Annotated in this window: 13 protein-coding genes; 8 read left to right on the top strand and 5 right to left on the bottom strand. The window is 62.3% G+C overall.

Annotation, left to right across the window (positions count from 1 at the left end):
* Positions 1 to 7 precede the first annotated feature (7 nt).
* Both FO488_RS01310 and FO488_RS01305 read left to right on the top strand, forming a co-directional pair.
* Entirely contained in the window at positions 8 to 1,141 is a 1,134-nt protein-coding gene (locus tag FO488_RS01310) for an ABC transporter permease (protein WP_149212033.1), read from the top strand.
* Positions 1,142 to 1,340: 199 nt separating this feature from the next.
* The gene (locus FO488_RS01305; protein WP_149208876.1) at positions 1,341 to 2,468 is read left to right on the top strand and encodes an ABC transporter permease; all 1,128 of its coding nucleotides are present in this window, start codon (positions 1,341 to 1,343) and stop codon (positions 2,466 to 2,468) included.
* 31 nt (positions 2,469 to 2,499) lie between these two features.
* Here FO488_RS01305 and FO488_RS01300 read toward each other — a convergent pair whose 3' ends face one another.
* The 5 genes from FO488_RS01300 to FO488_RS01285 are packed head-to-tail and all read right to left on the bottom strand — an operon-like array spanning position 2,500 to position 6,796.
* A complete protein-coding gene (locus FO488_RS01300; protein ID WP_149208875.1) occupies positions 2,500 to 3,135 on the bottom strand; it encodes a LysE family translocator in 636 nt (211 codons plus the stop codon).
* A gap of 29 nt (positions 3,136 to 3,164) precedes the next feature.
* Positions 3,165 to 3,353: a hypothetical protein gene (locus tag FO488_RS01295; protein WP_149208874.1), complete on the bottom strand. Its 189-nt coding sequence runs from the start codon at positions 3,351 to 3,353 to the stop codon at positions 3,165 to 3,167.
* 29 nt (positions 3,354 to 3,382) lie between these two features.
* Positions 3,383 to 5,392 carry a cache domain-containing protein gene (locus FO488_RS01290; RefSeq protein ID WP_149208873.1) on the bottom strand — a complete coding sequence of 670 codons (2,010 nt, stop codon included), beginning with the start codon at positions 5,390 to 5,392 and terminating at the stop codon, positions 3,383 to 3,385.
* 34 nt (positions 5,393 to 5,426) lie between these two features.
* Positions 5,427 to 5,582: a helix-turn-helix domain-containing protein gene (locus FO488_RS20545; protein ID WP_370514305.1), complete on the bottom strand. Its 156-nt coding sequence runs from the start codon at positions 5,580 to 5,582 to the stop codon at positions 5,427 to 5,429.
* A complete protein-coding gene (locus FO488_RS01285) occupies positions 5,537 to 6,796 on the bottom strand; it encodes a sigma-54-dependent transcriptional regulator (RefSeq protein ID WP_370514304.1) in 1,260 nt (419 codons plus the stop codon). Before FO488_RS01285 ends, FO488_RS20545 begins: the two co-directional genes overlap by 46 nt.
* A gap of 358 nt (positions 6,797 to 7,154) precedes the next feature.
* Here FO488_RS01285 and FO488_RS01280 point away from each other — a divergent pair, with 358 nt between their 5' ends.
* From FO488_RS01280 to FO488_RS01255, 6 genes are all read left to right on the top strand, one after another.
* Positions 7,155 to 8,267: a hydrogenase small subunit gene (locus FO488_RS01280; protein WP_149208872.1), complete on the top strand. Its 1,113-nt coding sequence runs from the start codon at positions 7,155 to 7,157 to the stop codon at positions 8,265 to 8,267.
* Complete coding sequence (hybA, locus tag FO488_RS01275) at positions 8,251 to 9,186, top strand: hydrogenase 2 operon protein HybA (RefSeq protein WP_149208871.1); 936 nt, start codon at positions 8,251 to 8,253, stop codon at positions 9,184 to 9,186. Before FO488_RS01280 ends, hybA begins: the two co-directional genes overlap by 17 nt.
* Positions 9,186 to 10,475 carry a Ni/Fe-hydrogenase cytochrome b subunit gene (hybB, locus tag FO488_RS01270; protein ID WP_149208870.1) on the top strand — a complete coding sequence of 430 codons (1,290 nt, stop codon included), beginning with the start codon at positions 9,186 to 9,188 and terminating at the stop codon, positions 10,473 to 10,475. The genes hybA and hybB overlap by 1 nt, the downstream gene beginning before the upstream one ends.
* 64 nt (positions 10,476 to 10,539) lie before the next feature.
* The gene (locus FO488_RS01265; protein ID WP_149208869.1) at positions 10,540 to 12,219 is read left to right on the top strand and encodes a nickel-dependent hydrogenase large subunit; all 1,680 of its coding nucleotides are present in this window, start codon (positions 10,540 to 10,542) and stop codon (positions 12,217 to 12,219) included.
* Positions 12,220 to 12,433: 214 nt separating this feature from the next.
* Entirely contained in the window at positions 12,434 to 12,913 is a 480-nt protein-coding gene (locus FO488_RS01260) for a HyaD/HybD family hydrogenase maturation endopeptidase (RefSeq protein WP_149208868.1), read from the top strand.
* Between the two features lie 211 nt (positions 12,914 to 13,124).
* The gene (locus FO488_RS01255) at positions 13,125 to 13,304 is read left to right on the top strand and encodes a hypothetical protein (RefSeq protein ID WP_149208867.1); all 180 of its coding nucleotides are present in this window, start codon (positions 13,125 to 13,127) and stop codon (positions 13,302 to 13,304) included.
* Positions 13,305 to 13,307: the final 3 nt, after the last annotated feature.

Genomic DNA, 13,307 nt, shown 5'->3' with positions numbered 1-13,307 from the left:
CATCGCCATAAAACTGCGCCGCACCTGGGCCGTGGCCCGCAAGGAGAGCCTGCACCTGCTGCGCGACCCCCGCAGCCTGATCATGGGCCTGGCCATCCCCATGCTGATGCTGTTCCTGTTCGGCTACGCCCTCAATCTGGACATCGAAAAGGTCCAACTGGCGGTCTGGGACCGGAGCGACACGGTGGCCAGCCGGGACTTCATCGCCCGCTTCGCCTCATCGCGCTACTTCCACCTGGTGGAGCGCGCCTCGTCCTACGGGGAGATCGAGCGGGCCATCGACAGCCGCCGCGCCATTATCGCCCTGGTGGTGCCGGAGGGCTTCAGCCGCACCCTGGAAGGACACGGCCGGGCCGAGGTGCAGGCCATCCTGGACGGCAGCGACGCCAACACCGCCACCCTCGTGCTGGCCTATGCGGAAACGGTGGCCCGCACCTTCTCGACCGGGGTCATGGTGCAGCGCCTCAGCCGGGCCGGCCGGTCGCCCACGCCGCCGCCGGTGGACCTGCGGCCCCGGGTCTGGTTCAACACCGACCTGGTGTCCCGCTACTACATATTTCCCGGCCTGATCGCGGTGATCATGATGGTCATCGCGGCCCTGCTCACCTCCCTGACCGTGGCGCGGGAATGGGAGACCGGCACCATGGAGCAGCTCATCGCCACGCCGCTCACCGGCGGGGAGATCGTTGCCGGCAAGCTCATCCCCTACTTCATGATCGGGATCATCGACCTGGTCCTGTGCGTGCTGGTGGGGTACTTTGTCTTCGGCGTGCCGTTCCGGGGGAATCTGGCGCTGTTGTTCGCCCTGTCGCTGGTCTTCCTGGTGGGGGCGCTGGCCCTGGGGATCCTGATCAGCATCCTGGTCAAGAGCCAGCTCCTGGCCAGCCAGTTCGCCCTGGTAACCACCATGCTGCCGGCTTTCCTGCTCTCCGGGTTCATGTTCCCCATCGACAACATGCCCCAGGTGATCCAGGTCGTCACCAACGTGGTCACGGCGCGCCATTTCGTCCACATCCTGCGCGGCATCTATCTCAAGGACGCGGGCCTGGGGGAGTTGGCACCCCAGGTGCTGGTGCTGGCCCTCTTCGGCGCGGCGGTGCTGGCGTTGGCGGTGAAGAAGTTCAGGAAGAAGATCGATTGAAAAAGTTGTGGGATGAGAGACGCTGGCGTTGAGAATCTTTAGGAGAAAGATCGGTTCATTTTTCAGGTTGTTCAAAAATAGTCAGATCGCCACACCCGCAGAAAACCACGAGGAGGCGTAGCAGCGCTACGTCGCACGAAGTGGTTTTCGAGGATGCGGCGAGGTGGCTGTTTTTCAACAACCTGCAAGGGAACGTCGCATGTTCGAACGGCTGAAAGCCATGCTCATAAAGGAGTTCATCCAGGTGCTGCGGGACCCGCGCACCCGGTTCGTGATCTTCGTCTTCCCGGTGTTCCAGGTAGTGGTCTTCGGCTATGCGGTCAACACCGACGTGCGCAACAGCCGCACCGCCATACTGGACCGGGACAACAGCCGCGAGAGCCGGGCGATCGTGGAACGGTTCCAACGCTCCGGGTACTTCGACATCACCGAGCGGGTCGCGGACGAGCGCCGTATCCGCTACCTCCTGGACCGGGGCCGGATACGGGCGGCCCTGGTCTTCGACCACGGTTTCCAGGGGCGGCTGAAAAAGGAGGGCGCGGCCCCCCTGGCCCTGATCCTGGACGGCAGCGATGCCAACTCGGCCGGGATCGTGCTGGGCTACGCCTCCTCGATCATCGGCGCCTACAATGCCGAGGAACTGGCCGGCCGGCTGGCCCGCACCGGGGTTGTCGTCCCGCCGGAGGGGGTGACGCTCCGCTCCCGGGCCTGGTTCAACCCCAACCTGGAGAGCCGGGTCTATTTCGTGCCGGCGGTCATCGCCATGCTGGTGATGGTGGTGACCATGCTCCTCTCCAGCATGGCCGTGGTGCGGGAGAAGGAGATCGGCACCATCGAGCAGGTGGTGGTCACCCCCATCACCAAAGGGGAGTTCATCCTCGGCAAGACGATCCCCTTCATCCTCATGGGCTACGCCAATGTGATCATCGTGGCCTTCGTGGCGGTGCGCTGGTTCGACATCCCCATCCGGGGGAGCCTGGGGCTTCTGGCCTTCTGCACCGGCCTGTTCCTCATGAGTTCCCTGGGAGCCGGGCTCTTGATCTCCACCGTCAGCAGCACCCAGCAGCAGGCCATGATGACCGCCTTCTTCGTCATCTTTCCCTGCATGCTGCTCTCCGGTTTCTCCTTCCCCATCGAGAACATGCCGGTTGCGGTGCAGTATATCACCCTGGTCAATCCCCTGCGCTATTATATGATCATCCTGCGTTCCATCTTTCTCAAGGGGGTGGGGATCGAGGTGCTCTGGCGGGAGTTGGCGGCCCTGGGGGCCATCGGCGTCGTGGTGCTCATGGTGGCGGTGGGGCGCTTCAAAAAGACGGTGGGATAGGGGGCGGGCCGATGAGCAGCCGCACCGGACGCTAAACCTGGCGGGCGGAGGCGACCAGCTTGATTCCCAGAACGGCCATGACGCCGCCCGCCGAGCGGTCTATCCAGACTTTGTACCGCAGGTAGGCCGCGCGCGGGCCGGCGGCCGAAAGGACGAGGGCAACCAGAGCGTACCAGCCCGCCTCGATCATGAAGATGACCGCCACCGTGATCACGGCGAGGAACAACGGAAAATCCCGGGGCAGGAACGCGGCAAAGACGCTCCCATACACGATCGCCGCCTTCGGGTTGCTGACCTGGGTGCCCAAGGCCAAGAGGAAAGCGCGCCCGGCGCCCTGTTGTGCGGATTCGGCGGTTTCCGGCCGGAGCGCAAGCGGCTGGCCGGCCCCCCGCCAGATCCGCTGCCCCAGGTAGACGAGATAGAGCCCACCCACGACCTTCAATGCCAGATACAGACCGGGCACCGCCGCAAAAACCGCCTGGAGGCCCGCCAGGGCGGCAACGGCGAACAGGGCGCCGCCTACCCCCATGCCCAGGGCGGCCGCCAGGCCGGCAGGACGCGAAGCGGCCACGGCGGTGCGGGCAACCATCAAAAAGCTCGGGCCGGGGCTCATTGCGCCGATGGCAATGGCGCCCGAAATGCCGAGCACGGGCAGGATCTCCTGCATGTCAGTCTCCTCCGGCGGGTCCCCGCCCGCTACTGTGCCTCTTTTGCCTTGCGGTAGAAGTCGATCAGAAAATCGGCATCCCGGGGGGAGAGGTCGAATTTGAAGACCGCCTCCTGGACGAGCGGTCCTACGGGCTGGCCGGGATTTTCCTGGAGGTGGCCGGCGATCCACTTGATGGCGCGCCGCAGTTCTTCTCCGTCCGGTAACAGGTCATGCATGGGATGGCGCTCCTTGTGCGATGATGTCTTTACCCCTGTGCCGCAGGCTCTTCGTGGGGTTGTGTGAGCGGCAGGATGACGCTGAAGATCGTGCCCTGACCCGGCTCGCTCAACACCTCGATCTCGCCGCCGTGGTCCCTGACGATGCCGTAGGACACCGCCAGCCCCAGGCCGGTCCCATGGGGCTTGGTGGTATAGAAGGGGGTGAACAGTTTCTCCACCTGCTCTTCGCTGATGCCGGGCCCGGTATCCGCAACCGCTACCCGGCACAGCCCCGCCTCCGGGTCGGCGCCGATGTCCACGAAGAGCGTCCCCCCCCCGTCCATGGCCTGCAGTCCGTTCACGATCAGGTTGGTGAAGACCTGCCGCAACTGGTCTTCGTCCGCCTCGATCATGATCTTCTTGCCGCGGTAATGCCGGGTGACGGTATAGGGATCGAGCAGCACCTGGTGCCCCACCTGGTCCAGGATGTCCTCCAGGACCTCCGCCAGGGAAAAACGGCTCAGTTGCTTGGCGCTGCTGCGCGAGAAGGTCCGCAGGTTTTTGACGATCCGCTCGATCCGCGCCACCTGGCGCATGATGGTGTCCAGCTCTTCGGGGCCGTGATCGCCGGCACCGTTGCCCATCTCCAACAGTTCCACGTTGCCCCGGATGATGGCCAGGGGATTGTTGATCTCGTGGGCCACGCCGGAAGCCAGGAGTCCGATGGCCGCCAGGCGTTCCGCCTGGGCCAGTTCCTTTTGGGCGAGCAGCAGCTGCTCGTTCTTTTCCTCCAGCTGGGTGGTGCGTTCCGTCACCTTTTCTTCCAGGGTGTGGTTGAGGGACAGGATCTCCCGCTCCCGTTCCTTCAGGCGGAGCTTCATGATGTTGAACTCGCCGGCCAGCGAGGCGATCTCGTCATGGCTGTCCACCGTGATGTCGGACTGCTGCTCGCCGGCGGCGATCCTCCGGGCCCCCTCTTCCAGCGCCTTGATCGGCCGGGCCATGTTGGAGCCGAGCCAGGCGGAAAGCGGGACGCCGAACAGGGTAACGAAGATCAGAACACCGGAAAAGATCATGTTGATCTGGGAACGCAGCTCTGCATAGGGCTGTTCCGGCATCCCCACATAGAGCGCGCCGACCACGGCTCCCCGGTAATCCCTGAGCGGCTCGTAGGCGGTGAAGTTCCACCTGTCCACAACGAATGCCTTGCCGTTCCATTTTTCCCCCCGGCTGACGGCGTTGTACACCTCGGCGGACATGGTGCTTCCGGCGGCCCGCTCGCCCCGCTCGTCCATCACGCTGGTGGCGATGCGCACGTCATCCAGGAATATCGTCGCGCTGCCCGCCGGCTGGCCGGCGTTTTCCCGGGGCTGGAAAATGACCCGCGTGATGCGGTCGACGAGCCTGTTTTCGCCATTGAGCAGCATGCCCCCGTAGATCACGCCGGCAACGGTGCCGTCGGCTGCGATGACCGGGGCGGCGGCCACCAGGAACAGCCCGCGGTTTTCCACCTGTTTCGTATAGATCCTGGCAAGGGGGGTCGGCTTGAGGGGGATATTCATCAGCGAGGGCAGCTGGGGATTTTCACGGACAACCTGCTCGGGCCGCAACTGGGAGATGCCGCTGCAGACGATCCCCTTGGCGGCATCGGCGACGATCTTCTCCGAACGGAGCGTATCGCCCGTGCTGCCGGGGTTGGCGGCCCGGTAGCGGACAAAACCGTAGCGGTCCACCAGGGTCAGGAAGCTGAGACGGTCGTTCCTGAGTATGGACTGGAGCGGGATGGCGGCCGGCAGATTCCTGTTGTCGCGCAGGGCGGCCGACAGCTCCGGGGAGAGGCCGGCCAGCCGGATGACGTCGCTCAGGCGCGCCAGTTCCCCCAGGAAGATCTCGTTGGCCGAGCTGAGATTGCTCTCCACCGTCTGCTGCGCCTCGCTGATGAAGCGCGTGATGATGATCGAGGAACCGATGACCCAGCAGGCGGCGATGGCCGCCATCAGCGGCACCATGGTGCCCACCGTCAGCTTGAAGCGTATGGAGGTCCGCAGGAATTTCATGCCGTCTCACGCCCCGGGGGACCGCTCTCCGCCATTACTCGGCCCGGCCGATATTGAGGCCGAATTCGACGATCTTGCGGTCCAGGGTCTTGCGCGAGATGCCGAGGATCTCGGCCGTGCGGCTCTTGTGAAAACCGGTGCGCTTCAAGACCGCCTTGATATGCTGCCGCTCCACCTCGTCCAGCGCCACCAGGGGGCCGCCCCGTGGGGGACGGCCGCGGTTTCGCGCCGCCGCCCGATGGGGAGCAGGGCGGCGGTGATGGCCTTGGAGCGGGCCAGGATCACGGCGCGCTCCATGACGTTCTCCAACTCGCGCACGTTGCCGGGCCAGTCGTAGTCCCGCAGCATGGCCAGGGCCTCGTCCTCGAAATCGTGCACCTCTTTCTTCATCTTGGTGGTGTAGATCTCCAGGAAGTGGCGCGCGAGCGGCTCGATGTCCTCGCGCCGCTCGCGCAGGGAGGGGAGATTGATGGTGATGACGTTCAGGCGGTAATAGAGATCCTCGCGGAAACGGCCGTCCCGGACCTCGTTGGCCAGGTCCTTGTTGGTGGCGGCGACAAAGCGCACATCCACCTTGCGGGGGCGGGTCGAGCCGACGGCGATGAAATCCTTTTCCTGGATGACCCGCAGCAGCTTGGCCTGCACCGTCGGGCTGACGTCGCCGATCTCGTCGAGAAAGAGCGTCCCGCCGTCCGCCTCCTCCACCAGCCCCTTCTGGTTGATCACGGCACCGGTAAAGGCACCGCGCACGTGCCCGAAGAGCTGGCTTTCCAAGAGGGTATCCGAGAGGGCGGCGCAGTTGAGGGAGACGTACGGTTTGCCGGCGCGCGGGCTGTTGGCGTGGATGGTGCTGGCGATCAGTTCCTTGCCGGTGCCCGATTCTCCCAGGACCAGGATGTTGGCATCGCTGGAGGCGACCTGGAGGGTAAGGTCGTACACCTCGCGAAAGCGGGCGCTCCGGAAAACCATTGTTTCGGAACGGCCGGTTCCCCGCTGCAGCTCCTTGCGCAGCAGGAGGTTCTCATTGGCCAGCCGGTGATGGTCGAGCATCCGGTCCAGTACCGTCAGCAGCTTCTCTTTGGGAAACGGTTTGGTGATATAGTCGTAGGCCCCCAGCTTGATGGCCTGAACCGCATCGTCGATCGTGCCGTGGGCCGTCATGATGACCACCGGAACTTCCGGGCGTTCGTTGCGCAGGTGCTTGAGGACCTGGAGGCCGTCCATGTCGGGCATGCGCACATCCTGGAGGATCACGTCGCACTCCGGGGCATCCGGGGCCTTTACCCGCTTCAGAAGCTCGTTGCCGCGCAGAAAGGTTTCCACCTGATAACCGTTGGCACTCAGGAGCTTATCAAGATAGCGGAGGATATCCGCTTCGTCATCACAAACAAACACAGTTGGCATAGGACATGCTCCTTATTCACACCGGTGGCACCACTCCTCCTCTGGTCCCCTGGGAGACCGGCGGGCAGACACGCTCGCAATCTCTTGGTTATATTTGATGGAGGGTCTGTTTTTCCCCTCGTGAAAACAGAGGGGGGCAGGAGGGGTCTGCCTGGACAAAAAGATACATCATGAGACAAAAAGACGCAACCGTTGTTTTGTTTTGACGCTCACCCGCCTGACCGTAAACGCAACAAATCCTGCAATTATACATAGTTGTAACAAATAGCCCCAAAAAGCAAGATTGGCACGCCTGTTGCCGTATACTACAAGGTTTTTAACCAGCCACATACTCAAGTACATGACAGCGGAGGATGCAATGACAAAAGAGGGCCTTTTCCCCGGCGTTACCCGTCGAGACTTCATGAAGACCTGCATGACCGTATCAGCCATGCTGGGGCTTCCCTACGGGATGGTTACCAAAGTTGCCCAAGCGGCCCAGAAGAGCGACAACAGGCCTGCAGTAATCTGGCTCCATTTCCAAGAGTGTACCGGTTGCTCGGAATCGCTGCTGCGTTCGACGCATCCGACCGTCTCCAGCCTGATCCTCGACATGATCTCCCTGGACTACCATGAGACCCTCATGGTCGGCTCGGGACATCAGGCCGAAAAGTCCCTCCACGACTCCATGCTGGCCAACAAAGGGAATTATATCCTGGTCGTTGAAGGCGCCATCCCCACCAAAGACAACGGCATCTACTGCAAGGTCTCCGGCAAAACGTCCCTGGATACCCTGAAACATGCCGCCGAGGGCGCTGCCGCCATCATCTCCATGGGTACCTGCGCCAGTTACGGCGGCATCCCTTCCGTCGGCCCCAACCCCACCGGAGCCGTAGGGGTACGCGACATCGTCAAGGACAAGCCGATCATCAACATCCCCGGCTGCCCGCCCAACCCTTACAACTTCCTTTCGACCGTTCTCTACTACGTAACGTTCAAAAAGCTGCCCGAACTGGATCAGATGGGCCGCCCCAAATTTGCTTTCGGCCGCCGCATCCACGAGCACTGCGAACGCCGCCCCCATTTCGACGCCGGCCGTTTCGCCCGCGCCTACGGCGACGAGGGGCACAGCCAGGGGTACTGCCTCTACAAGCTGGGCTGCAAGGGACCGGCCACCTATGCCAACTGTTCCGTGCTGCGCTTCAACGATGTGGCGGTCTGGCCGGTTTCCGTGGGGCACCCCTGCATCGGCTGCACCGAGCCGGACCTGCTTTTCAAAACCGCCATCGCCGACAAGGTTCAGATTCACGAGCCGACGCCGTTCGATAGTTATGCTCCGATCGACCTGAAGGAAAAAGGCAAGGGTCCTGATCCTCTGACCACCGGCGTCATCGGTCTTGCTGCCGGCGCCGCCATCGGTGCGGGTGTCATGATGGCCAAGAAGCTGCCGGACGGTCCGGAGAAGGGAGATGACCATGGGAAAACCGAGTAGACGCCAGTTCCTCAAGATCATGGGCGCCACCGGCGCAGCCCTCTTGGCCGGCAAACAGGCAAAGGCCAATGAGGGGCACAAGATCAACAATGAAACCATCGGCATGCTGTACGACGCCACCAAGTGCGTCGGCTGCAAGGCCTGCATGTCCGCCTGCAAGCGGGTTAACGGCGATTACGGCAGCCTCTCCTACGAGCGCGCCAAATTCGATACCGACGGTCTGTGGGATGCCCCCGAAGACCTGTCGGGCAGCACCCGCACCCTGATCAAGCTCTTCAAGCAGTCCGAACAGGAGTGGTCCTACGTCAAATACTCCTGCATGCACTGCCAGAAGCCGTCCTGCGTTTCGGTCTGCCCGGTTGCCGCCATGACGCGCGACCCGGAAACCGGCATCGTGGACTACAACAAGAATACCTGTATCGGCTGCCGCTACTGTCAGGTGGCCTGCGCCTTCAACATCCCCAAGTTCCAGTGGGACCGCGCACTCCCCCAGATCGTCAAATGCGACCTGTGCAAGAACACCAACCTGCCGAAGAAAGGCATCAGCGCCTGCGCCGAAGTCTGTCCGGCCGGTGCGATCATGTTCGGCAAACGCAAGGACCTCCTGGAAGAGGCGGAAAAACGGCTGCGGGAGAATCCGGGCAAGTACATCAACCACATTTATGGCGCAAACGAACTCGGCGGCACCAACCACATCTATCTCGCCAGCATGCAGTTCAACAAACTGGGCCTGCCGACGCTCAAGGATGCGGCGCCCGCCGAATTTTCGGAAAAGATCCAGCACACCATCTACAAGGGTTTCATCGCCCCGGTGGCGCTCTACAGCACGCTCTGCTTCATCGCGTTGAAAAACATGAAGAAACACGGCGGCGAAGAGGGCGGGCATGACACCAATACCGACAAGGGGGGCCATCACTGATGGGACACGATGAGTACCAGGTACATGAAGCGAAGATCTTGACCCCCTCGTTCATAGTTCTTCTGACCCTGACCCTGATCGGGTTCGCCCTGATCGCACTCCGTTTCATCAAGGGGATCGGCGCCGTATCCAACATGAGCGACGGCTACCCCTGGGGCATCTGGATCACCTACGACGTCGCCACCGGCACGGCCATCGCCTGCGGCGGCTACGCCATGGCGATCCTGATCTACATCCGCAACCGCATGCACTACCACCCCATGATCCGTTCCGCCATCCTGACCAGTATGTTCGGATACGGGCTGGCCGGCTTTTCGGTCATGGTGGACGTGGGACGTCCCTGGAACGCCTACAACTTCTTCGTTCCGTCCAAATGGCAGGTAAACTCCGCCATGTTCGAAGTCGCCGTCTGCGTCATGGCCTACACCACGGTTCTGATCATGGAGTTCCTGCCCGCCATCCTGACGACGCTGGAAAAAACCGAATGGAAGACCTTGCAGCATATGCTGGATCTGATCTACGGCCGTCTCGGCATGGAACGCCCCGAACGGATCGGCGACCGGCTCGACAAGGTCAAGGAACTGGCGGCCTGGGCCCGTCCCCGGCTTGACAAGGTTCTGATCTTCATCATCGTCCTGGGCATCACCCTGCCGACCATGCACCAGTCGTCCCTGGGCTCGCTCCTTCTGATCGCATCGACCAAGCTGCACCCGCTGTGGCATACCGGCTTCCTGCCGCTGCTGTTTCTGATCAACTGCATGTATATCGGCTACTCCATCGCCATCCTGGAGTCGGTCATCTCGTGCTACGCCTTCAAACGGCCCTTCGAAACCAAGGAGCTTTCCGGGCTGGCACGCATCATCCCCTTTCTGACGGTCATCTGGCTCTGCGTCGTCATCGGCGACCTGGCCTGGCGCGGGCAACTGGGCAAGGCGCTTTCCTTCGACTTCTACTCCTGCTTCTTCCTGCTCGAGTTCTGCCTGATCGCCAGCGGTTCCCTGATTCTGTTCAGCAAGCGCCGGAGGGAGTCCATCCGCTGGCTGTTCAGCTCCGCCGCCCTGATCGTGCTGGGCGGGGCGCTGTACCGCTTCAACGTCTACCTGATCGGCTTCAACCCCGGCAAGGGGTGGCACTACTTCCCCTCCCTGGCCGAGTTGATGATCACGGTCGGCATCGTCGCCTTCGAGATTCTGGGCTACCAGGTGCTGGTCAAGATACTGCCGGTCCTGCCGAAGCTGCACACCCGTGATCAGCACACGGCGGCCCACCCCATGGGAGAAAAGGCGTAAACCGAGATACACACGTTCCATGTTGATGGATTCTACACATAAAAACCGATAACGGAGGAAATACATGGCCCGCATTACCCTTGACCCGATCACCCGCATCGAAGGTCACCTGAGAATTGATGCAGAAGTAAACGGTGGCGTTGTCACCAACGCCTGGTCGTCCGCCCAGATGTGGCGCGGCATCGAAACCATCCTGAAAGACCGTCCCCCCCAGGATGCCTGGATCTACGCCCAGCGTTTCTGCGGCGTGTGCACCACGGTCCACGCCATCTCCTCGATCCGTTCGGTGGAACACGCCCTCAAGGTCGATGTCCCGCTGAACGCCCAGTACATCAGGAACATCATCATGGCCCAGCATTCGGTGCAGGACCATATCGTCCACTTCTACCACCTGTCCGCCCTGGACTGGGTGGATGTGGTCTCGGCCCTCAAGGCCGACCCCAAGAAGACCGCGCAACTGGCCCAGTCCATCTCCAACTGGCCGGGCAACAGCGAAACCGAATTCAAGGCTGTCCAGCAGAAGCTGAAATCCTTCGTGGAAACCGGCCGCCTCGGCATCTTCGCCTCCGGCTACTGGGGCCACCCGGCCATGAAACTGCCGCCCGAAGCCAACCTCATGGCGGTTGCCCATTATCTCAGCGCCCTTGACTACCAGCGCAAGGCAGCCCAGGCGATTGCCATCCTGGGGGGCAAGAACCCCCACATCCAGAACCTGTGCGTCGGCGGCGTCGCTACCGCCATCAACATGGAAAACCTGGCCACCCTCAACATGGAGAAGATCGCCGCCCTGAAGACCCTGATGGCGGAGACCCGCGAATTCGTCCAGCAGGTCTACTATCCGGACATGGTGGCCATCGCCTCCATCTACAAGGACTGGTTCAAATACGGCCGCGGCGTGGTCAACTACCTGGCCGTGCCGGAGATGCCCGAAGACACCAAGAACACCAAGTTCGCCCTGCCGGGTGCCATCATCAGCGGCGGCGACATCAAGAAGGCCCGCATCGTCACCAACCACCAGGACCTGGACCTGATCGCCAACATCAAGGAAAACGTGTCCCACGCCTGGTACGAAGGAAACGGCACCCTGCACCCCTGGGACGGCGAAACCAAACCGAGCTACACCGAATTCCAGGACAACGGCAAATACACCTGGTGCAAGGCTCCCCGCCTGGACGGCAAACCGGTCCAGGTCGGTCCGCCGGCACAACTGTTTGCCGCCTATGCCGGCGGCAACGAAAAGGTCCGGAAGCTGGTTGACGCAAGCTGCGCCAAAATCGGCGTCGGCGTGAACGACCTGCACTCCACCATGGGCCGTCTCGGCGCCCGCGCCATCCGCGCCCACCTGATGGCCGACTACTCCCTGGAGTTCCTCGACAAACTGGTGGAAAACGTGGGCAAAGGCGACAAGGTCTACGCCAACCCCACCGAGATCCCCAAGGGGGAATACAAGGGCGTCGGCTTCCACGAAGCACCGCGCGGCACCCTGTCCCACTGGATCGTGATCGAAAACCGCAAGATCAAGAACTACCAGGCTGTCGTTCCCTCCACCTGGAACGCCTCGCCGCGCGACGACAAGGGCGTGCTCGGCCCGTACGAAGCGTCCCTGGTCGGCAACCCCGTGGCACAGGCCGACAAGCCGCTGGAAGTGCTGCGGACCATCCACTCCTTCGACCCCTGCATCGCCTGCGCGGTGCATACCATCGATCCGGAAGGGAAAGAGATCACGAACGTCAAGGTAATGTAGCAGCTACAGAGCAACTCTCACAACAAAAGCACAATGGGCGCTGACAACAGTGAAGAGACTTAGAGCAACCGAGTCACATGTTCCTGTTGTCAGTTCCCTTTGTGCTCTTTGTGTCTTTGGCGGGCTGCCGTAAGGTGGTGCGTGCCGGCATGGCCCGCGCGCACACCCCCCGGTGGATTGCTGCGACCTTTTAGTGATGGAAAAGGACACTACGATGAAAACTCTTATCTTCGGCGCCGGCAACCTGCTCTTCTCCGATGAAGGCTTTGGGGTCCACTTTATTCAGTACCTGCAGAAGCACTACACCTTTCCCGCCGACGTCACCCTGTACGACGGCGGTACCCTCGGCATCATGGTCTCCCATATGCTGGAGGACGCCGACCAGGTCTTTCTGGTGGATACCATCGAGGCCAAGGGCGAGCCGGGAGACGTCTATCGCTACGAGAAGGACGACTTTATGCTGGGCAAGCTGCCCATCAAGATGTCGCCCCACCAGATCGGCATCCAGGAGGTGCTGGCACTCTCCGAGATCCGCGATCGCTGCCCCAAGAAGATCACCCTGTTCGGCATCATCCCCACTACCTATGACACGGGAGCCGAGCTGTCGCCCCTGCTGGCCGGCAAGCTTCCGGGACTGGCCGAACTGGTGGTCGCCGAGATTGCGGCCTCAGGCACCCCCGTTGAAAAGCGTTGATCGTTAACTCGGCGGAGTGGCCGCCGCCGGGTTAAATTCATGCAACCCGCCGCAGACAACAGGCAATACACGCTCCTGCCCGTGTTAGGATACCCACGTATTCTGCGGCGGGCGCCCCAAGCGGTGGCCGGCGGGCGGGCAGTCGGCACCGGGTCCTGGCGGCACGAGCACTCATACGTTTCAGTCCAAGTGAAAGGAGCAACCTCCGATCATGGCTTTAACTGGTTCCACGCCCTCCCCCCTCACAGGGAGTTCCGGCAGCGCCACCGTTGCGACGGCCCGCCGTCTTTCCCACGTCTTTCCCTTCACCCCGGCCCCGGCACGTGCGGGCATATCCGTCTATCCCGCCGCAGCCGCCGATGAGGCATGCGGCAGCGCCGCCCGGCTCTGACCA

Source organism: Geobacter sp. FeAm09 (assembly GCF_008330225.1).
GTDB lineage: Bacteria > Desulfobacterota > Desulfuromonadia > Geobacterales > Pseudopelobacteraceae > Oryzomonas.
This window is presented reverse-complemented; position numbering and strand designations above follow the sequence as displayed.